The following is a 19,777-nucleotide window of genomic DNA, read 5'->3' on the forward strand; positions in this document are numbered from 1 at the left end:
GTCCCGGCGCCCGGCGGCGACCAGCCCGCGCAGGAAGGCCGCCCGCCTGGTGGCGTCGGCATCCTCGGCGCCGCGCGCGACCACCTCGGCGGCGACCGCATCGGCCGCGCGGGCATCGCCCTGGCGATGCAGCGCCACGGCTTCGGCCAGCAACAGCGCGGCAGGCGGTACCGCGCCTCGGCGGAGGAGTTCGGCGCGCACATCGCGCGCGGCCGTCACCGCCTCGCGCGATCGGCCCACCGCCAGCTCCGCCGCCACCAGGCCGACCGCCGCATCCGCGATCGCGCCGGGGTCGTCGCGCTGCCGCGCGCGTGCCAGGGCCTGGCGATAGAGGCGCGCCGCCTCCACCGGCCGCTCCATCTCCAGCGCCAGGCGCCCGCCAAGCGCGGCCCGGTCCAGCGCCTCGTCGCGCGGCGGCGGCGGCTCGGTGGCGCCGCCGCAGCCCCCGAGCAGCAGCAGGACAGGCAGAAGCCGCCTCACGGTCGCAGACGCTCCGTCGGCGGCCGCCCCGGCCCGGCCGGCGGGGCCGACCCGCCACCGCCGAGCAGCCAGAGGCCGCGCAACTGCGTCATCAGCATCTCCAGCTCCCGCGCGGTCTGCTGGGTCTGGGTCAGCAGCGCCGGCAGGTTCGCGGTGCCTTCCTCGACGTTGCGCACCGTCTGCGGCAGGCGCGGCGTGGTCCGTGCGATGTCGCGCGTCGCCTGCTGCAGCGACGCCACCGCCTGGTCGAGGCGCCGCAGCAGGCTCGGGATCACGCCGGTCGTCGTCCCGGTCTGCGTCACCAGCCGCTCGACCTCCTGCACCAGCCCATCCACGCGCTCGACCATGCGCGCGACGCCCTGCACCAAAGCGGCGCTGTCCGCAGCGGCACCCTCCACGCTCCGCGCCAGGGCGTCATCGGTCAGCAGCCGGCCGAGGCTCCCCTCGCCGCGCTCCATCCGTTCGAGCATCGTGGCGACCGAGCGCGCCGAGCGTTGCAGGTCATCGAGCACCGGGAAGACCCGGGCCTTCAGCTCATCCAGCATCGCGCCCACGGTCTCGGTGGGCGCGCGCTCGCTCGTCGCCTCGATGACGGCGAAGGACCAGTCGAGGGCCGTGCCGGTCCCCCTGGAGACGTCGAGATAGGCCGCGCCGGCGACGCCGAAGCGGCGGCGGATCACGGCGGCGGAATCGCGGCGGATGAAGGCTCGCGCCTGCTCCTCGACCTCCACCTCCGCCACCATGCGGCGCTCCTGCTCGAACAGGATACGGCGCACCGTGCCGGCCTTGGTTCCGAGCACTTCCAGATCCGCGCCCACGGAGAGGCCGGAGACGCCCTGCTCAGGCAGCAGGACGCGCAGCGTCGCGGTGGTGCGGAGCCAGTCGCGCAGCACGCCTGCCTGCAACACGGCCGCCAGGAAGGCGGCCAGCGCCAGCAGCACCAGCAGCCCGACCCATTCGTCGGCATGGCGAAGCCCGAAGCGACGAGGCGTGGGAGAGGTCATCGGGCTGGGCGCTCCGCCCTGAGACCGAAATCGGTCAACCGAAGACGCTCAGTCGCCGGCAGCCCCGGATCGTCCCACACCAGCGCCGACGCCGTCAGCCAGAGGCAGGCCGCGCCCCGCGACCGCGCCGCGGCGATCGCATCGCGCAGCCTTGCCATCAGGTCGGGCACGCGCCCTTCCATCAGTGGGCTCTCCAGGATCAGCAGCGACGGCTCGCCCAGAAAGGCGCGCACGCAGGCCGCCCGCGCACGATCCCCGGACGGGGAGGCATGCGGCCAGCCCAGCGGCAGGCCCGGCAGCCCGAAGGCGCGGGCGAGGTCCGCCGCGCGGTCGCGCGCCTCGCCCTCCGGCGCGCGTGTGTGGTGCAGCAGCGGCAGGAGGACATTCGTCGCCATCGACAGATGGGGAACCCAGCCGCCTTCATGGAAGACGCGACCGATGCGGCCGCGCAGCGCGTCGGCCACATCATGCGGCACGCGCGCCCAATCCTGCCCCAGGAACAGGACCCGCCCCGACGCCGCGGCGACCGTGCCGCCCGCGAGATCGGCGAAGAGCGCGGCGCGGGCGGGATCGGGCGCGAGCACGAGCGCGAATTCCCCTGCCCCCAGCCGCAGGTCGAACACCCCTGTCTCCTCCTCCGTCTCCGCGTGCGCGGCTTCCATCAGCAGCACCGTGGCACGTTCCGTCGTGGCACTCACACCGCGAGACTCAGCAAGGCGGAGCAGAGCAGCACCGCAAGCACGCCACGCAGGAAGCCGCGCGGCAGCAAGGTCGCCGTGCTGTCACCGCGCCGGGCGGAAAGGCCGGTGATGGTGCTGGTCAGCCCGACCAGGGCACCAATCATCACCAGCTTGCCGGGGAACAGCAGGAAATCCCGCGCGCCCATGGCGCGCAGCACCGCGTCGAGAAAGCCGAAGAGCGAGAGCTGCACCACGCCGAGCAGGCTGCCCGCGACGAAGCCCGTCAGCAAGGCGATCAGCACGAAGATGATCCCGAGGGTGAAGCCGGTGACGGCGAATGCGGCGACGCGGGGCAGCACCAGCAGGCGGAAGGGATCGAGGCCCATGCCCTGCAGCGCGCGGAGCTGGCCGCCCGCCTGCATGGCGCCGAGCTCCACGATCGCGACCATGCCGCTCCGTCCCAGCAGCACGAAGCCGACCAGGACGGGGGCAAGCTCGCGCACCAGCACGGTCACCAGCACCGTGCCGACGATGCCCTCCTGCCCCGCTTCGCCAAGCCAGTAGATCGCCTGGGACACGAGGCCGAGGCCGATCAGCGCCGCGGTGACGGCGATGGTGCTGAAGCCGCCGCCGGCCGCTTCGCGCAGCACGCGGCGGAACTCCGCACGCACGGGGCGCCGCCATGCGTCGCCGAGCGCCGCCTCCCGCAGCACGCCGAGGCCGAGCGAGGCCATCAGCAGCAGGAAGGCGGCACGGCGCCGCACCGGCGCGCCGATGCGCGCGAGCAGGGAGGGTGCGATCGCCGCGTGGGAATTCATGCTCATGCCTGCCCCGCCAGGATGAAGGAGCGCATCTCGCCGACCCGCGGCAGGTAGAAGGACCCGCGCGGGCGGAACAGGAAGGAGCGCTGCAGCGCTTCATAGAGCGGCTGGGAGACCTGGATGGCGCCGATCGGCGCGGAGGCGGCGAGGTGATCCGCCGCCCGCACCGCGTCACCCCAGAGGTTGAAGAAACGTGGCCCGCGCCCGACGCTGCTGCCGATCGCCACCCCGAGATCGAGCCCGATGCGGAAGCCGGGCGGCATTCGCGCATCCTCGAAAAGGGCGTGGCAGCGGTCGCGGATATCGAGCGCGGCGGCAGCGATGCGCCGCGCCGCCGGCGGACCGGCCTCCTCCCGCGTGAAACCAGCCGCGGCGACGACCTCCTCGCCCATCAGCTTCGCGTAAGGCAGGCCATGGGCCGCGGCGACATCCTGCAGCATCGCGGCGATCACCTCGGCCAGCGGCGTGTCCGAAGCGCCGCCGCGTCCGGCACGCGCCAGGATGACCGGATCTGTGAAGTGCAGCACCAGCACGGCCACGCCCGGCAGCACCTCGGCCGCGACGTCGCCGGCCGGGATATGCAGCAGCGTGGCCTGGTCGGAACCCGCCCTTGCCGCTTCGATGCTCGGCGAATTCTCCTGCTCCCGGCGCGCCGACGCGGGCTGGGCGCGGCCGGGCAGCCGCAGCGCGACCATATTCGCGACCGCCGCCGCGAAATCCATCGCACCCGCGACTTCGGCGGGCACATCCTCCAGCCACACCGCGCCCACCGCCGTCTCGCCCACCATTACCGGCTGGGAGATCAGCGACACGCTGCCGAAGGCGTGCATCCAGCCGCGGTGCAATTCGGCCGTGCTCGGCTCCCGCGCGGCATCCGTCGCCACGATCGGCTCGGCCCCCATGATGCGGCGGAACAGCGCCGGCATCTCCGCGCGCCGCAGCTCGATGCCGGCGACATGGCCGTTCGCCTCACGATCGTAGCAATCCTCGCAGCGCAGCGCCTGCCCGCCCGGGAGCAGGCGCCAGATGCTGGCGCGCCGCGCACCGGTCGCACCCGCCAGCGCCTCGGAGAGCGCGCGCGGCGCGGTGTCGCTCTCCGGGTCGAACAACCCGGCGGTGGCGGCGAGGCGCGCGAAAGCGCGGCTCTGCGTCTCCACCTCCCGCGAACGCTGCAGCACCTGCCGCGCGGCGCGGTCCGCGCGCAGCCCTTGCCGCGCCAGCAACAGGCCGAGCAACGCCGTCAGCCCCACCACCAGCAGCGACATCGCGAGAACCTGGCGGTTGTTCGCCGTCACGAAGCCGGTGAAGTCCGCCTCCGGCGCGGTGATCAGCACCCGCCAGCCGCGCCCGGCCTCGGGCAGCTCGTTCGCGATCAGGATGTGCCGCTCCCCGCCCACCTCCTCCACGCGCCGCAGGCTGCCTTCGAGGCGGAGCAGGTCAAAGGCTCGGACCAGCACCGGCTCGCCCAGCTCATCGAGGCGCGCCGGACGCAGCCTGCCCCCATCATCCCGCAGGACCCGCGCGGGATCGGGATGGGCGATCAGCCGCCCTTCGCGATCCAGGATCATGGCCTGGCCATGCCGGCCGACCTGCAGGCCGGCCAGGAAGCGCGACAGCGCGACGAGGTCGATATCGAGGCCGATGGCACCCACCGGCTCGCCCCAATCCGTGGGCACGGAGACGGAGAGGCCCGGCGTCCGCGAGGTGAAGAACACATAGACATCGGTCCAGGCGACGCCACCCTGCTGCAGCGCGCCCTGGTACCAGGGGCGGGTACGCGGATCGAAGCTGTCTGCCGGATCCTCCGAGGTGGTCGCCGCGCCGGCGGCGTCGCGCCGCACCAGGGTGACGCGCCGTGCGCCGGGCGCATTGATGATGGTCTTGGCCTCGGTGCCGCCGTTCGGCAGCCGGCGCAGGAAGACGTAATTCCCCTCCGCATCGCCCAGGCCCGCCAGCGCGAGCTGCGGCAGGACGCGCAGCATGGCGGCGGCGTAGCGTTCGAAGATCCCCCGCCCCTCCGCCGTCGCGATCGGGGCCGCGGCGAGGTCACGGCCGATGCGCGCGGCGCGGTCCACTGGCCCGAGGAAGGCGTGCACTTCCTCCGCCACCCGGCTCTCCAGCGTTCGCAGCAGGTCCGTCGAGAGCGCCAGCGCGCCACGCCTGTTCGCCTCATGCGCATAGAGCGCGATGCCGAGGATCGCCGCCGCGATCAGCACGACGCCGGCGATCGGGACCCCGACGCGCATCGCGCGCCGCCGCGCGCGGCGGCGGCGGCCCGCCGGATCGGACGCCAGATCGAGAAGGGCCTCGTCGGCCACCTGCGCTCCCTCTGCCCGCCGGGCCCGCGTCGGCCCGAATCTCGTTCTCCGAGACTATGGGCGCCGTTGAGTGGCGCTCAAGCGCAACCGCCGTCGATCGAGCCCATGTCTCGTCAACGTCATCCTGACCGGTTCGGCGGGCCATGCCATGCTGGGTCCATGCCTTCGACACCCGAGCAACTCTGGGCCCTGGCGACCGCACTCGGCATCGGCGCGCTGATCGGCCTGGAGCGCGAGAAGCGCAAGGCGGAGGATCCGGTCGGCGCTATCGGCGGGCTCCGCACCTTCATCACCCTCGCCCTGCTGGGCGGGGCAGCGGGCCTCCTCGGGGAACAGGCCGCGCTGCCGTGGATTCCCGCCGTCGTGCTGGCGATAGTCGGCTTTGCCGTCATCGCCTCTTACCATCTGCGGGCGCGCGAGCAGGTCGATGACGGGCTGGGCCTGACCAGCGAGCTCGCCGCCATCGCGGTCTGCCTGCTCGGCATGCTCAGCACCATGGGCGGGCGGGATGTGGCGGCCGGCCTCGGCGTGCTGCTCGCCGCGCTGCTGGCCTACAAGAGCCCGCTGCACGGGCTGGTCAGGCGCATCGGCTGGGATGACGTGCTGGTGGTGATGCGGCTGGGGCTCGCGAGCTTCGTCGTGCTGCCGCTGCTGCCCGACCGCGCGATCGACCCCTGGGGTGCGTTGAACCCCTATAGCCTCTGGCTGCTGGCGCTGCTGATCGCGGGGCTGTCGCTCGCGGGCTATGTCGCGGTGCGGGCGCTCGGCCCCGGCCACGGCACGGCGGTGACCGGGCTGGCGGGCGGGCTGGTGTCCTCGACCGCCGTCACCCTCGCCTTCGCCCGCCGTGCCGCGGCCGGCGAGGCGCCGCGGCCGCTCGCCGCCGGCATCCTGCTCGCCTGGGCGGTGATGTGCGGACGCGTGCTGGTCACCGTCGCGCTGATCAACCGGGCGCTGCTGCCGGCACTCGCCTGGCCGATGGCGCTGATGGGGCTGGCTGCGGTGGGTTTCGCACTCTGGCATCTGCGCGGCGCCGCGGCGGCTGCGGCGGCCGATGCGGTCGCGGTCCGCAACCCGTTCAGCCTCACCGAAGCGACGAAGTTCGCCGCACTCTTTGCCGTGGTGCAGTTGCTGGTCGCCCTGGCGCGTGCCTACCTGCCGCCGGAAAGCGTGCTGGCCGTCGCCGCCCTGGCCGGGTTGACCGATGTGGACGCGATCACCCTCTCGATGGCGCGCCAGGCGCAGGGCGGCGACGGCTGGCTCGAGGTTTCGGCCATCGTCATCGCCTGTTTCGCCAATACCCTGGTCAAGGCCGGCATGGCGACCTACGGCACCCCGGGCATGCGTGGCCCGGTCGGCATCGCGACCGTTGCCATCCTGTGTGCAGGCGTGCTGGGGCTATTGGTCACCTGGCAACTGCGGTGATGCCTGGGCAGCGCTAGATTGTGCTCGTCACCTCGGTGGGCGTGCCGTCGAGCAGGCGTTCCAGCCGGAAGGGCGCGGGGTCGACCACCGGCGGCGCGCCGATGGCGAGGTCGGCCGCGAGGCGCCCCGCCCCGGGCCCGATCCCGAAGCCGTGCCCGCTGAAGCCGGCCGCGACCGTCAGGCCGGGCAGCGCGGCGAGCGGCGCGATCACCGGCACCGCATCCGGCGTCTGGTCGATCCAGCCCGCCCAGATCCGCGCCATGCCGATGCCCGCGAGCTCCGGATAGGCCTCCACGATCTCGCGCAGCGCGGGCTCCACGATCGACATCTTCGGCTTGGGGTCGAGGACGCGGATGCGTTCGAAGACGGTCGGCCGGTCGAAGGACCAACGCCCGTGCCAGGCGTCGGGGCCCGCGAAGAAGGAGCGGCCGAGGCGGAGCTCGACCAGCTTCCAGCGCTTCATCAGCATGGGCAGGAACTGGCGGGCGTAGCGGATACCCTGCGGCGTCAGCTCCAGCCGGCCGCGCGCCTTGTGGGCGACGATGTAGCCGCCATCGAGCCGCGGCGTCAGGGTGAAGTCGGGCGTCACCAGGCCGCCCGGGCTCACCTGCTTCGCCGGCGTCGTGGCGAAGACCGTGGAGTGGACGGAGGATTGCGGCATGTCGACGCCGTGCCGCCTCAGGAACATCGAGGTCCAGGCCCCGCCGGCCAGGATCACCGCGCCCGCACCGATGCGCCCCTTCTCGGTGAAGACGCCGGTGACGCGCCCGCCCGTGATGTCGAGGCCACGGACCGCGCAGTTCTGGTGGATCGTCGCGCCGAGACGGCGCGCCGCTTCCGCGATCGCCGGCGCCGCCATCGCGGGTTCGGCGCGGCCGTCCTGCGGGGAGACGACGCCACCGATCCAGGCCTGCTCCCGGTTGCCCGGCGTGAGCTCCCGCGCCTCCTCCGGCCCGATCATGTGCACCGGTACCTGGTAGGCGCGGGACATGTCCACCCAGGCCTGCCAGCCGGCGAGTTCCGCCGGATCCTTGGTGACGTAGATCAGGCCGTTGCGGCGGAACCCCAGGTCGGCACCGGTCTCGCCGGGCAACCGATCCCACAATTCCATGCTGTGCCGCATCAGCGGGATCTCGCGCTCGTCGCGGTTCAGCAGGCGGCACCAGCCCCAGTTGCGGCTGGACTGCTCCCCGGCGACGACGCCCTTTTCCAGGAGCGCGACGGAATGGCCCCGCTGCGCCAGCGAATAGGCGGCCGTGACGCCGACGATGCCGGCGCCGATCACCACCACATCCGCGGCAGCCGGCAAGGCGGCGTCGCTCTGCACCGGATTGAGCAAACGGGACATGCGATGCCTGTTCCTTCAGCAGTGTGAGGCCGCAAGCCGGCGGCGGCCGTGGAGCCCGGATTCGGAAGCCCGGGCAGATCCGCGATGCTGCCACGCCATGGCAGAGGATTCTGCCGCGCATGCCCAGCACAACACGCAACTCTCCCATTCACGGAGGCCAATGAAGCGGATCGCGCCGATGGGGCCGCCCTAGCCTCGATGCTGGGTGCCGCCGTGGCGCCGCAGAAAGGGTAGCAACCCGCCATGCTCGAGACGCGCAGCCGGACCGACCGTCTGATCGAGGAACGGCAGCGCCATGTGCCGGCGGGCCTGCTGACCGCGCATCCGCTGGTCCTGGAACGCGCCGCCGGCGCCGAGGTCTGGGATGTCGACGGCCGGCGCTATCTCGACTTCGTCGGTGGCATCGGCGTGCTCAACCTCGGCCATAACCACCCGCGCGTGGTGCGGGCGGTGCAGGAACAGCTCGGCCTGATCACCCATGCCGCCTTCCAGGTGGCCGCCTACCCGCCTTATATCGCGCTCGCCAGCCGCCTCGCTGGCCTGGTCGGCGGCGAGGAGCCGTACAAGGCGGTGTTCTTCACCTCAGGCGCCGAGGCGGTGGAAAATGCCGTCAAGATCGCCCGCGCCCATACCAACCGCCCGGCGGTCATCGCCTTCCGCGGCGGCTTCCACGGCCGCACCCTGCTCGGCACCACGCTGACCGGCATGAGCGCGCCCTATGCGCAGAATTTCGGCCCCTTCGCGCCGGAAATCTTCCACACTGCCTTCCCCAACCCCTATCGCGGCCTCGACGTCGCGGCGGCGCTGGCGGCGCTCGAGGATCTCTTCGCGACCGAGGTCGCGCCGGAGCGCGTCGCCGCCATCCTGATCGAGCCGGTGCAGGGCGATGGCGGCTTCCTGCCGGCGCCGCCGGACTTCCTCCTGGCCTTGCAGCGGATCGCGCGGCAGCACGGCATCGTGCTGATCCTCGATGAGATCCAGACCGGCTTCGGTCGCACCGGCAGCCTCTTCGCCTTCGAGCACGCCGGTCTCCGCCCGGATCTGGTGACGGTGGCCAAGAGCCTGGCGGGCGGGTTGCCGCTGTCCGGCGTCGTCGGTCGCGCCGCGATCATGGATGCGCCGGCGCCAGGCGGCCTCGGCGGTACCTATGGCGGCAATGCGCTCTCCTGCGCCGCGGCGCTGGCGGTACTGGACGCCTTCGAGCAGGACGGGCTGCTGGAGCACGCGCAGGTGCTCGGCGCCGGGCTGCGCACGGCGCTCGAGCAGTTGCAGGCGAAGCATGCGGCGATCGGTGAGGTGCGCGGACTCGGCTTCATGCAGGCGATCGAGATCGTCGCCGACCGCGCGACACGCAGGCCGGATGCGGCAATGGCGCAGCGGATCATCGACCGGGCGCGTATGCTGGGATTGCTGGTGATCAAATGCGGCGTGCACCGCAACGTCATCCGCTTCCTGGCGCCGCTGGTCATCACCGAGGCGCAGCTCGCGGAAGGCATCGGCATGCTGGAGCGCGCGCTGGCGGAGGCTCTTCCATGACGCAGGACGCCTGACAGCCCCCGGAGAGGGGATCGGGCGGAGAAGACAAGACACAGGAGGCAGGGATGACGAAGCAAGCGACGGGGCCGCTCGGCCTGTTGGGGGCCGCCGACAGCACGCGGCTCTTCGATGCGATGCAGCGCGGCGCCAACCGCCGTGACGTGATGCACATGCTGGCGGCCGGTGGCATGGCCGCCGCCACCGCCGGCGGCATTCTCGGCGCCGCGCAGGAGGCGGTGGCGCAGACGCCGCGGCGCGGCGGGCGCATCCGGGTCGCCGGCACCTCTACCTCCACCGCCGATACGCTTGACCCGGCCAAACAGTCTCTCTCGACCGACTATGCGCGCTGCAACATGTTCTACAATGGGCTGACCACGCTGGACGGCAGCCTGACGCCACAGCCGGCGCTCGCCGCGTCCTGGGAGAATGAGGGCGCCAAGGTCTGGACCTTCAGGCTGCGGAGCGGCGTCGAGTTCCATGACGGCAAGACGCTGACCGCCGAGGACGTTGTCTATTCCCTCAACCGGCACAAGGACGCCGCCGTCGCCTCCCGCGCGCGCTCGCTCGCCATGCCGATGACGGAGATCGTGGCGACCGGCCCGAACGAAGTGCGCATCACGCTGGACACGCCGAATGCCGACCTGCCGGTCGTACTCGGCACCTTCCACTTCCACATCATCAAGGCTGGTACCACCGACTTCACCACCGCGAACGGCACCGGCCCCTATCGCTGTCGCGAATTCCAGCCAGGCGTGCGCTCCATTGCGCAGCGCAATCCGAACTACTGGCAGGAGGGCAAGCCCTATCTGGACGAGGTGGAGTTCATCGGCATCGCCGACGAGCAGGCGCGGGTGAACGCGCTGCTGTCGGGCGACATCCAGCTCTGCGGCGGCATCGACCCGCGCTCCGTCCGGCGCATCCAGCAGACGCCGGGCCATGCGGTCTTCGAGACCAAATCCGGCTACTACACCGACCTCGTCATCCGGCTGGACCAGAACCCGGGCAGCAACCCGGATTTCGTCCTGGCGATGAAGCACCTGTTCGACCGCCAGCAGATGCGCACCGCCATCCTCCGCAACTACGGCGTCGTCGGGAATGACCAGCCGATCGATCCCACCAACCGCTTCTTCTTCCCCGGCCTGCCGCAGCGCCCCTTCGACCTGGACCGCGCGCGCTTTCACTTCCAACGCTCCGGCGTCGGCGGCACTGCGCTGCCCGTGGTCTGTTCCCCCGCCGCGCCCAACTCCATCGACATGGCGCAGGTGATGCAGCAGACCGGCCAGCGCATCGGGCTGAACCTCGAGGTGCGCCGCGTGCCCGCCGACGGCTATTGGAGCAACCACTGGTTCAAGCATCCGCTGAGCTTCGGCTCGGTTAACCCGCGGCCATCAGCGGATATCCTGATGACCCTGTTCTTCCGCTCCGACGCCGCCTGGAACGAAAGCGCCTGGCGGAACCCGCAATTCGACCAGTTGCTGATGGCCGCCCGCGCCGAGACGGATGAGGCGAAGCGGCGGCAGACCTATGCCGACATGCAGGTGATGATCCACAACGAGTCCGGCATCGGCATCCCCGTCTTCCAGAGCCTTCTGGACGGGCATACCACCCGCCTGAAGGGCCTCGGCGCGATCCCGCTCGGCGGCCTGATGGGCTATGATTTCGCCCAGCATGTCTGGCTGGAGTCCTGATCTGGAGCATGGTCCGTTCGCAAGCGCTCACGAACCATGCTCCAGCCCTTTGTTTGATCGCGTGATTCAGACTTTCGGCGATTCCGCCTCCAGTCATCACGCTCTGAGAAGGGGTCGCCGATGCTGAAGCTGGTCGCCTCTCGCCTCGCGCTCGGCATCCTGTCGCTGCTGCTGGTCTCGGCCGCGGTCTTCGCGATCACCAGCCTGCTGCCCGGTGACGCGGCGGAGGAGCTGCTGGGACAATACGCGACCCGCGAGACGGTCGAAGCGCTGCGCGCCTCGCTCGGTCTCGACCAGCCGGCGCCGCTCCGCTACCTGCACTGGCTCGGCGGGCTGCTGACCGGGGATTTCGGGCGCTCGCTCGCGAACAACGTGCCGGTGGCGCAGCTCATCGGCGCGCGCCTGCCCAACTCGCTCATGCTCGCCGGTGCGACGGCGGTCGTCTCGGTGCCGCTGGCGCTCGCCATCGGCATCACCGCGGCGATGTGGCGCGGCTCGCTCTATGACCGTGCCGTCAGCGTGCTGACCCTCTCTATCGTCTCGGTGCCGGAATTCCTGGTGGCCACCGCCTCGGTGCTGGTCTTCGCCGTGCATCTTCGCTGGCTGTCGGCACTGTCGGCCGCCAGCGACATCACCTCCCTCGCGCAGTTCTTTCGCCTCTTCGCGCTGCCGGTCGCGACGCTCTGCTGCGTCATCGTCGCGCAGATGATCCGGCTCAGCCGCGCCGCCATCATCGACCAGCTCCGCGCACCCTATGTGGAGATGGCGGTGCTGAAGGGCGTCGGGCCGCTCCGCGTCGTGCTCCGCCACGCTCTGCCGAACGCGATCGGGCCGATCGCCAATGCGATCGCGCTCAGCCTCTCCTACCTGATCGGCGGCGTCATCATCGTGGAGACGATCTTCAACTATCCCGGCATCGCCAAGCTGATGGTGGATGGCGTCTCGACCCGCGACCTGCCGCTGGTGCAGGCCTGTGCGATGATCTTCTGCGCGGGCTACCTGCTGTTGGTCACCGTGGCCGATCTCTGCGCCATCCTCTCGAACCCGCGGCTGCGGCATCCATGAAGCTCCTCGCCTCCCGCCTCCGGCGGATCCCGATCGGCGGCCTTTTCGGTGGCGCCATCGTGCTGTTCTGGATCGCCATGGTGCTGCTCGGCGCCAGGGTGGCGCCGCATGACGCCGGTGAGATCGTGGACATGGATGTCTTCCTGCCGGCCAGCGCGCAGTTTCCCTTCGGCACCGATTATCTCGGCCGCGACATGCTGAGCCGCGTCCTGCACGGAGCCCGCTACACGGTCGGCATCGCGCTCGCCGCCGCGTTGATCGCCAGCGGCAGCGGCCTGATCCTCGGCATGGTCGCCGCGGTCCGGAGGGGGTGGCTGGATGCGGTGCTGAGCCGCGCCTTGGACACGCTGATCTCGATCCCGAGCAAGATGTTCGCCCTGATCGTCGTCGCCGCCTTCGGCTCTTCCATCCCCGTGCTCGTGCTGATGGCCGGCACCATCTACACACCTGGCGCCTATCGCATCGCGCGCTCGCTCGCCGTCGGCGTCGGTGCGCAGGATTTCGTGCGCGTCGCCGAGGCGCGCGGCGAAGGCACGGGCTTCATCGTGCGGGAGGAGATCCTGCCCAACATCATCGGGCCGGTGCTGGCGGATTTCGGCCTGCGCTTCGTCTTCATCGTGCTGCTGCTGGCGGGGATGAGCTTCCTCGGCCTCGGCATCCAGCCGCCCAATGCCGATTGGGGTTCGCTGGTGCGGGAGAACATGGCCGGGCTCTACGAAGGCGCGCCGGCGGTGCTGATGCCGGCGCTCGCCATCGCCTCGCTCACCATCGGCATGAACCTTGCGATTGATGCCCTTGGTGGACGTGACGCGCTCGGCGGGCGGCGCCGCAGCGGGGAGGCCGGCTGAGATGGCGGCAGCGCTCGAGGTCCAGGGGCTGGAGGTGGTCGCCCGCAATGCCGAGGGCGTGGAAACGCCGATCGTTCGCGACGCCAGCTTCGCCCTCGCGCCCGGAGAAGTGCTGGCGCTGATCGGTGAATCAGGATCGGGCAAGACCACCATCGCGCTCGCGCTGCTCGGCTATGCCCGGCCAGGCTGCCGCATCGCCCAGGGCAGCATCCGCCTGGGCGAGACTGAGGTGCTGGCGCTGTCGGCGCGCGCGCTCCGCGACCTCCGCGGCCGGCGCGTCTCCTACGTGGCGCAGAGCGCGGCCGCCGCCTTCAACCCCGCGCGCTCCATCATGTGGCAGGTGACGGAGATGGCGCTGCTGCACGGCATCGCCAGCCGGCAGGAGGCGGAGGCCATGGCCGTCGCGCTGTTCCGGGCATTGGCGCTGCCGGAGCCGGAGCGGGTCGGCGACCGCTATCCGCATCAGGTCTCGGGCGGACAATTGCAGCGCCTGATGGCGGCGATGGCGCTGATCGCCGAACCGGAACTCGTGGTGCTGGACGAGCCCACCACCGCGCTCGACGTCACCACCCAGATCGAGGTGCTGCGCGCCTTCAAGGCGGTGCTGCGGGCACGCGGCGCCTCGGCCGTCTATGTCTCGCACGACCTTGCGGTCGTCGCGCAGATCGCGGACCGCATCGTCGTGCTGCGGGACGGGGTGATCCGGGAGACCGGGCCGACCGGCCAGATCCTATCGGCGCCCGCGCATCCCTATACGAAGAGCCTGGTGGCGGCTGCGGCACCGGTGCCGCGCGGCGCGGCCGCCCCGCCGGAAGCGCCGCCGCTGCTGGTCGTCGAGGGGCTGGTCGCCGGCTATGGTCGCGGCGGCCGCGACGGCATGCCGGCGGTACCGGTGCTGCGCGAGGTGGATTTCGCCATCCGGCGCGGCTCCTCTCTCGGCGTCATCGGCGAATCCGGCAGCGGCAAGAGCACGCTGGCGCGCGTCATCGCCGGGCTGCTGCCGATGGCGCGCGGCAGCATCACGCTCGACGGCCAGCCGCTGCCGGCAGCGATCGGCCAGCGTACGCCGGATCAGCTTCGCCGCATCCAGCTCGTGTTCCAGAGCGCCGATACCGCGCTCAATCCGCGGCGCAGCGTGGCGCGCATCCTCGGCCGGCCGATCGAATTCTTCCATGGTGCGAAGGGCGCCGAACGCGACCGCCGCGTGCGGCGCCTGCTCGACCTCGTGCAGCTTCCGGCCGCCGCCGCCGACCGGCTGCCAGGCGAGCTCTCAGGCGGGCAGAAGCAGCGGGTGAACCTGGCGCGCGCCCTGGCGGCGGAGCCGGACCTGATCCTCTGTGACGAGGTCACCTCCGCACTCGACACCGTGGTGGGCGCGGCGATCCTCGACCTGATGGATGGGCTGCGGCGCGAGCTCGGCCTCTCCACCATGTTCATCAGCCACGACCTGCACACGGTGCGCTCGGTCTGCGACGAGGTGATGGTGCTCTATGCCGGGCAGCGCGTGGAAGCCGGCAGCCGCCGCGCCATCCAGGCGGCGCCCTGGCACCCCTATACCGGGCTGCTCATCGCCTCCGTGCCGGAGCTGCGGCCGGGCTGGCTGGAGGAGCGCGGCACGGTCAGCGCGCCGCCGGACCGGGCCGGCCCCGCCTGTTGCACCTTCTTCCCGCGCTGTCCGCTGCGCCAGCCCGGCCAGTGCGACGTGGTGCCACCGCCGGTGCAGCACTTGGCGAAGGGGTCCGCGATCCTCTGCCACCGCAGCGAGGCGGAGCTGCTCGCCGGAGCGGAACCCGCCACGGCGGAGCCCCTTGTTTGATCGCGTGATTCAGATTTTTCGGCGATTCCGCCTTGCAAGTGGAGCGGCCGATTCAGATCTCCGGGCCGTTCGGCCCTCCGGTCATCGGACGCTCAAGTCATCACGCTCTACTCCAGCGCGTCCTTGAGCCGGTACCAGGCGCCGACGAAGGGTAGGAACCACGGCCTGCCGTAATTCAGCGCGATCGGCGGCCAGTCGAGCCCGCGGAGGGGATTCGCGCCCTGCTCCCCGGCCATCGCCTTCGCCATCTGCTGGCCGAGATGCACCGACATCTGCGCGCCATGCCCGGAGAGGCCCATGGCGTAGAAGAGGCCCTCATGCTCGCCGGCGCGCGGCAGCCGGTCCTCCGTCATGTCGACGATGCCGCCCCAGCAATAGTCGAGCCCGACGCCCCGGAGCTGCGGGAAGGCTGCGTCGAGCTGCGCCCGCAGCACCGCGCCGCTCTTCGCGTCCGAGGTCGGGCTGGACATGGCGAAGCGCGCCCTGCCGCCCCAGATCAGCCGGTCGTCCGGCGAGATGCGGAAGTAGTTGCCGATATGCCTGGTCGTCGTCGCGTTGCGCCGGGTCGGCATGATGCTGTCGCGCTGCGCCGGCGTCAGCTTCTCGGTCACCACGATGAAGCTGCCGACCGGCACGATGCGGCGGCGGAACCAGGCAAAGGGCCCTTCCCGGCTCGGGCCGGTCGCGACCAGCACCTGCGCCGCTTCGATGCTGCCGCGGGGCGTCGTGAGGCGATGCGCCGCGCCGTTCCGCCGCGTGAGCGCGGTGACCGGTGCGTTCTCGAACAGCCGCGCCCCGGCGCGTGCGGCGGCATCGGCGAGGCCCGCACCGAAGCGGCCCATGTGCATCTGTGCGCTCTTGCGATAGAGCAGACCGCCATGGAAGAGGTCGGAGCCGACCTCGTCCCGGATGCGCGCGCGGGGGATCAGATCCGTCTCGGCATCGCAGTCGCGGTGCAGCAGATCGAAGCTGCGGGCGATCTTCTCGTAATGCGCGGACTTCGCCGCCAGCTTGATCTTGCCGCAGCGCCGAAAGTCGCAGGCGATCTGCTCCTCTCGCACGATGCGTTCCACGGTGTCGACCGCATCGTCGAAGGCGCGGTACAGAGCGCGCGCATGATCGGCACCGAGCTTCGCCGACAGCCCCGCATAATCATGCGAGGTGCCGTTGTTGACATGCCCGCCATTGCGCCCGGAAGCGCCGGCGGCAACCGGCCCGGCCTCCAGCACCACCACGGAGGCGCCGCGCCGCGCCAGCGCCAGAGCCGCGGACAGCCCGGTGAAGCCGCCGCCGATCACAACGACATCCGCGCGGCCTTCGACCGGCCCGGTGGCGGCGCCGGCGAAGGGCTGGCAGGTCTCGAGCCAATAAGAGGCGAGCTGCATTCCTGATCAGGCCCTCAAACGCCCAGCAGCGTGGCGAGGCCTTCGATCGTCGTGGTCTCGTGGTAGCCGTAGAAGGGCACCGAAGGCTCGTAGCCGCGGTTCACGTAGAGCTTGTTGCGGATGCCGAGGCCATAGGCCGGCATCAGGTCATAGCGCAGGCTAGCCGAGACGTGCAGCACATCCTCCGGCCCGCAGCCCAGCACGTCGAACATGTATTCAAAGGCCTGCATGCGCGGCTTGTAGGCCTGCGCCTGCTGCGCGGTGCAGACCTTGTGGAAGGGCGCCTCGAGCAGCGCGACATTGCGCATGATCTGGTCGTCCGCGGCGTTGGAGAGGATGACGAGTGGGTAGCGGGCAGCGACGCGCTTGAGCGGCGCGGCCACATCGGGATGCGGGCCCCATGTCGGCACCGCGTCATAGAGCGCCTGGCCATCGGCTTCCTCGAACCGGATGCCATGCCGCTTGCAGGCTCGTTCCAGCGACGCCTTGAGGACATCGACATAGGGCTTCCAGGCGCCCAGCACCTCATCGAAGCGGTACCAGGTGAAGTCCTTGAGGAAGGCCTCCATGGTGCCTGCCGGCACGCGGTCCCCCAGCAGCTTGCGGGTGACCTCGCCGACCTGAAACCAGGTCAGCGTCCCGTAGCAATCGAAGGTGACGTATTTTGGCCGGAGATCGGACAAGGCAGTGTTCCCCTCGCTCGGCAGCACCTTGGTCGTGCGCGCTCCGGGTATCCTAGGACCCGGCGTCTGGCAGGGAACGCGCGGCATGCAGTGGCGCGGCGCAGATCATGCCGTTTCCGCGCCGGCGGGCGGCATGGCCTGCGCGCGCCGCTTCGGCGGGTCTCAGCCGGCAAAGCGGAAAATCCTGAATCGCCCGCAACTTCGGGAGCCCCTGCTTCGCCGCCCGGCCCAGGCTGCGCCAACGCCGAGGAGGATAACGGGGATGTCGACGGCTGGTGAGCTGCTGAAGGTAAGGCCGCTGGCGATGGCGGATCTTGCCGCGGCCCAGGCACTGTCCGCCGCACATCGCTGGCCGCACCGCGTCGAGGACTGGCAGTTCGCGCTGGCGCTCGGCGAGGGCATCGCGGCGGAGGCCGAGCGGCAGCTCGTGGGCACTGCCATGGCATGGCGCTTCGGGTCGGACTGGAGCAGCCTCGGCATGGTGATGGTGGCGCCGGAACGCCAGGGCAAGGGTATCGGCCGCCGCCTGATGCATGCGCTGCTGGCGGCACTCGGCGACCGCAGCATCCTGCTGCACGCGACGCCAGAGGGCGAGCCGCTCTACCGCACGCTGGGCTTTGCGCCGGTCAGTGCCGTACGCCAGCACCAGGGGGCGGCTTTCTGCGTCGGCTTCCACCCGCCCCGCGCCGGGGAGCGCATCCGACCCGCCGGCCGGGCCGACCTTGCCGTGCTGACCGCGCTCGACAGCGCCGCCACCGGCATGGCGCGTGGGTCGGTGCTCGCTGCCCTGCTCGAGCAGGCGGCCTGTGTCGTGCTGGATCGCGCCGGCGTCGCCAGCGGCTTTGCGATGCTGCGGCGCTTCGGGCGTGGCCAGCTCATCGGCCCAGTGGTGGCGCCGGATGCGGAGGCGGCGCGGCTGCTGATCGCGCATTGGCTGGGCCAGCGGCAAGGCGAGTTCCTGCGCATCGACATGCCGGCCGATACCGGGCTTTCCGACTGGCTGGCGGGGGTCGGGCTGCCACAGGTGGATGTGGTGACGCGCATGGTGCGCGGCGCGCCGCGGCCGCCGGCCGCGGTGCGGAGCTTCGCACTGGTCAGCCAGGCATTGGGCTGAAGGCGGCGACCGGCCCTCCGCAGCACGATCTGCTGCAGGCACCCGACGGCAAGCCTGGTGAACGCAGGGCTGAGGCCGCGACGGTATCGGCGCGCTTGCCTCCACTCGACAGCAGATTCTACCGTTGCGGCCGGGGCCGAGCCATTCCCGGTACAGCCGCCGTCAGGGGCATCGATGCCATGGATCCAGGCTTGCCGAAGCTCGACCGCCTCGACCTCCGCATCCTCGCGCATCTGCAGAAGAATGCGCGGGTGACCAATGTGGAGCTCGCCGATGCGGTGGGGCTTTCCGCCAGCCCCTGCCTGGTGCGCGTGAAGCGGCTGGAGAAGGCCGGCTATATCCTGGGCTATGGCGCCGACATCCAGCTCCGGAAGCTCGGCGACACCACGATGATCTTCACCGAGATGACGCTCGCCGACCATCGGACACAGGATTTCCTGCGCTTCGAGAACGCCATCCGCGCGGTGGATGAGGTGATCGAATGCCACCTGGTCAGCGGCGGCTATGACTACATGCTGAAATTCATCACCCGCAGCATCCAGCACTACCAGGAGATCATCGAGGAGCTGCTGGCGCGGAACATCGGCATCGAGAAGTACTTCAGCTACGTGGTCATCAAGTCGGTCTTCGTGAAGCGGCACTACCCGCTGGAGAAGTTTTTTCGCACCTGACGGGCCAGGTGGATGATGCCGCCCCCACCCCGGGATACGGGAGCATCCGCCGCGCGGGCGGCGTCCTTCGCCATCACGCTGCGGCGGCCCTCGGCGCAGACTGCGGTGCTGCCCGGCGTGGCGCCGGGCAGGCAAGCAACGGAGGCCGCGGGTGGCAGCGAGACAACCCAAGGTGCTGACCTTCGACGTCGTCGGCACGCTGATCGACTTCGAAACCGGCCTGCTCGGCTATCTGCGGGGCGCCTGCGGGGCAGCGGCGACGGAGCTCGGCGACGGCGCGATCCTTGACGCCTACCGCCAGGCGCGCGGTGCGAAGGAGGCCTGGCGCTTCCCCGATGACCTCGAGCGCGTCTATGGCGAGATCGCGCCGCAGCTTGGCCTGCCCATCGATGCCCGCATCGCCAAGGGCTTCGCGCAATCGGTGAAGGACTGGCCGGCCTTCCCGGACAGCGTCGCGGCGCTGCGGCGGCTCGCTGCCCGCTACAAGCTGGTGGCGATGACCAACGCCGCGCGCTGGGCGCTCGACCTCATGATCCCGACGCTTGGTGACCCGTTCCACGACACCGTCGCGGCGGATGAGGCGCTCTGCGAGAAGCCCGACCCGCAATACTTCGCCTTCACGCGCGGCCGCCTCAGCCGCGACGGCTTCCGGCAGCAGGACATCCTGCATGTGGCGCAGAGCCAGTACCACGACATCGGCGTCGCCAAAGGTCTCGGCTACACTGTCTGCTGGATCGAGCGGCGGCAGGGCGTGCCCGGCTCGGGCGGCACCATCACGGCCGCGCAGCAGACCGCGCCGCACTACCATTTCGCCACCCTGGCTGATCTCGCCAACCATGCGGAGGCCGGCGGGCTGGTGATGCAAACGCCCTGAGCGTCGACGGCCCGGCGCGCT

Annotated in this window: 16 protein-coding genes and 1 pseudogene; 9 read left to right on the forward strand and 8 right to left on the reverse strand. The window is 71.0% G+C overall.

Going from position 1 to position 19,777, the window contains the following annotated elements:
• From GXW71_RS28665 to GXW71_RS28685, 5 genes and pseudogenes are all read right to left on the reverse strand, one after another.
• Nucleotides 1-480, reverse strand: a pseudogene (locus GXW71_RS28665) (hypothetical protein); the annotation flags it as partial.
• A complete protein-coding gene (locus tag GXW71_RS28670; RefSeq protein WP_211856138.1) occupies nt 477-1,484 on the reverse strand; it encodes an MlaD family protein in 1,008 nt (335 codons plus the stop codon). The gene GXW71_RS28670 and the pseudogene GXW71_RS28665, both read right to left, overlap by 4 nt.
• On the reverse strand, nt 1,481-2,182 hold the full coding sequence (locus tag GXW71_RS28675; protein ID WP_211856139.1) for a P-loop NTPase family protein: 702 nt from the start codon (nt 2,180-2,182) through the stop codon (nt 1,481-1,483). The genes GXW71_RS28670 and GXW71_RS28675 overlap by 4 nt, the downstream gene beginning before the upstream one ends.
• Nucleotides 2,179-2,988, reverse strand: coding sequence for an MlaE family ABC transporter permease (locus GXW71_RS28680; protein ID WP_211856140.1), 810 nt, complete (start codon nt 2,986-2,988; stop codon nt 2,179-2,181). Before GXW71_RS28680 ends, GXW71_RS28675 begins: the two co-directional genes overlap by 4 nt.
• On the reverse strand, nt 2,985-5,303 hold the full coding sequence (locus tag GXW71_RS28685; protein ID WP_211856141.1) for a cache domain-containing protein: 2,319 nt from the start codon (nt 5,301-5,303) through the stop codon (nt 2,985-2,987). The genes GXW71_RS28680 and GXW71_RS28685 overlap by 4 nt, the downstream gene beginning before the upstream one ends.
• Nucleotides 5,304-5,462: 159 nt before the next feature.
• Here GXW71_RS28685 and GXW71_RS28690 point away from each other — a divergent pair, with 159 nt between their 5' ends.
• Complete coding sequence (locus tag GXW71_RS28690; protein WP_211856142.1) at nt 5,463-6,728, forward strand: MgtC/SapB family protein; 1,266 nt, start codon at nt 5,463-5,465, stop codon at nt 6,726-6,728.
• A 13-nt stretch (nt 6,729-6,741) separates the two neighbouring features.
• On the opposite strand, the gene GXW71_RS28695 is transcribed toward GXW71_RS28690, so the two are convergent.
• The gene (locus GXW71_RS28695) at nt 6,742-8,076 is read right to left on the reverse strand and encodes an NAD(P)/FAD-dependent oxidoreductase (RefSeq protein WP_211856143.1); all 1,335 of its coding nucleotides are present in this window, start codon (nt 8,074-8,076) and stop codon (nt 6,742-6,744) included.
• A 243-nt stretch (nt 8,077-8,319) separates the two neighbouring features.
• Here GXW71_RS28695 and gabT point away from each other — a divergent pair, with 243 nt between their 5' ends.
• The 5 genes from gabT to GXW71_RS28720 all read left to right on the forward strand — a co-directional run bounded on the left by gabT (nt 8,320) and on the right by GXW71_RS28720 (nt 15,029).
• Nucleotides 8,320-9,612 (forward strand): 4-aminobutyrate--2-oxoglutarate transaminase, encoded by a 1,293-nt coding sequence (gene gabT, locus GXW71_RS28700; protein WP_211856144.1) that lies wholly within the window; start codon nt 8,320-8,322, stop codon nt 9,610-9,612.
• Between the two features lie 65 nt (nt 9,613-9,677).
• Complete coding sequence (locus GXW71_RS28705) at nt 9,678-11,300, forward strand: ABC transporter substrate-binding protein (protein ID WP_246526981.1); 1,623 nt, start codon at nt 9,678-9,680, stop codon at nt 11,298-11,300.
• A 120-nt stretch (nt 11,301-11,420) separates the two neighbouring features.
• A complete protein-coding gene (locus GXW71_RS28710) occupies nt 11,421-12,365 on the forward strand; it encodes an ABC transporter permease (protein WP_211856145.1) in 945 nt (314 codons plus the stop codon).
• Nucleotides 12,362-13,213, forward strand: a complete 852-nt coding sequence (locus tag GXW71_RS28715; RefSeq protein WP_211856146.1) for an ABC transporter permease — start codon at nt 12,362-12,364, stop codon at nt 13,211-13,213. Before GXW71_RS28710 ends, GXW71_RS28715 begins: the two co-directional genes overlap by 4 nt.
• Nucleotide 13,214: 1 nt before the next feature.
• Nucleotides 13,215-15,029, forward strand: a complete 1,815-nt coding sequence (locus tag GXW71_RS28720) for an ABC transporter ATP-binding protein (RefSeq protein ID WP_211856147.1) — start codon at nt 13,215-13,217, stop codon at nt 15,027-15,029.
• A 107-nt stretch (nt 15,030-15,136) separates the two neighbouring features.
• Here the strand turns inward: GXW71_RS28720 and GXW71_RS28725 are convergent, their stop codons facing one another.
• Nucleotides 15,137-16,414, reverse strand: a complete 1,278-nt coding sequence (locus GXW71_RS28725; protein ID WP_211856148.1) for an NAD(P)/FAD-dependent oxidoreductase — start codon at nt 16,412-16,414, stop codon at nt 15,137-15,139.
• A 14-nt stretch (nt 16,415-16,428) separates the two neighbouring features.
• The gene (locus GXW71_RS28730) at nt 16,429-17,097 is read right to left on the reverse strand and encodes a haloacid dehalogenase type II (protein ID WP_211856149.1); all 669 of its coding nucleotides are present in this window, start codon (nt 17,095-17,097) and stop codon (nt 16,429-16,431) included.
• 262 nt (nt 17,098-17,359) lie between these two features.
• Between GXW71_RS28730 and GXW71_RS28735 the strand changes: the two genes are divergently transcribed.
• The 3 genes from GXW71_RS28735 to GXW71_RS28745 all read left to right on the forward strand — a co-directional run bounded on the left by GXW71_RS28735 (nt 17,360) and on the right by GXW71_RS28745 (nt 19,756).
• The gene (locus GXW71_RS28735; protein WP_211856150.1) at nt 17,360-18,211 is read left to right on the forward strand and encodes a GNAT family N-acetyltransferase; all 852 of its coding nucleotides are present in this window, start codon (nt 17,360-17,362) and stop codon (nt 18,209-18,211) included.
• Nucleotides 18,212-18,402: 191 nt separating this feature from the next.
• Nucleotides 18,403-18,882, forward strand: coding sequence for an Lrp/AsnC family transcriptional regulator (locus tag GXW71_RS28740; RefSeq protein ID WP_456315998.1), 480 nt, complete (start codon nt 18,403-18,405; stop codon nt 18,880-18,882).
• 151 nt (nt 18,883-19,033) lie between these two features.
• A complete protein-coding gene (locus GXW71_RS28745; protein WP_211856152.1) occupies nt 19,034-19,756 on the forward strand; it encodes an HAD-IA family hydrolase in 723 nt (240 codons plus the stop codon).
• Nucleotides 19,757-19,777: the final 21 nt, after the last annotated feature.

Source organism: Plastoroseomonas hellenica, assembly GCF_018129085.1.
Classification (GTDB): Bacteria; Pseudomonadota; Alphaproteobacteria; order Acetobacterales; family Acetobacteraceae; genus Plastoroseomonas; species Plastoroseomonas hellenica.

Bases quoted from the DNA above. Each gene is read 5' to 3' on its own strand.
- GXW71_RS28670 (WP_211856138.1), bottom strand. From the start codon at position 1,484: ATGACCTCTCCCACGCCTCGTCGCTTCGGGCTTCGCCATGCCGACGAA.
- GXW71_RS28680 (WP_211856140.1), bottom strand. From the start codon at position 2,988: ATGAGCATGAATTCCCACGCGGCGATCGCACCCTCCCTGCTCGCGCGC.
- GXW71_RS28690 (WP_211856142.1), top strand. From the start codon at position 5,463: ATGCCTTCGACACCCGAGCAACTCTGGGCCCTGGCGACCGCACTCGGC.
- GXW71_RS28695 (WP_211856143.1), bottom strand. From the start codon at position 8,076: ATGTCCCGTTTGCTCAATCCGGTGCAGAGCGACGCCGCCTTGCCGGCT.
- gabT (WP_211856144.1), top strand. From the start codon at position 8,320: ATGCTCGAGACGCGCAGCCGGACCGACCGTCTGATCGAGGAACGGCAG.
- GXW71_RS28705 (WP_246526981.1), top strand. From the start codon at position 9,678: ATGACGAAGCAAGCGACGGGGCCGCTCGGCCTGTTGGGGGCCGCCGAC.
- GXW71_RS28710 (WP_211856145.1), top strand. From the start codon at position 11,421: ATGCTGAAGCTGGTCGCCTCTCGCCTCGCGCTCGGCATCCTGTCGCTG.
- GXW71_RS28715 (WP_211856146.1), top strand. From the start codon at position 12,362: ATGAAGCTCCTCGCCTCCCGCCTCCGGCGGATCCCGATCGGCGGCCTT.
- GXW71_RS28720 (WP_211856147.1), top strand. From the start codon at position 13,215: ATGGCGGCAGCGCTCGAGGTCCAGGGGCTGGAGGTGGTCGCCCGCAAT.
- GXW71_RS28725 (WP_211856148.1), bottom strand. From the start codon at position 16,414: ATGCAGCTCGCCTCTTATTGGCTCGAGACCTGCCAGCCCTTCGCCGGC.
- GXW71_RS28735 (WP_211856150.1), top strand. From the start codon at position 17,360: ATGTCGACGGCTGGTGAGCTGCTGAAGGTAAGGCCGCTGGCGATGGCG.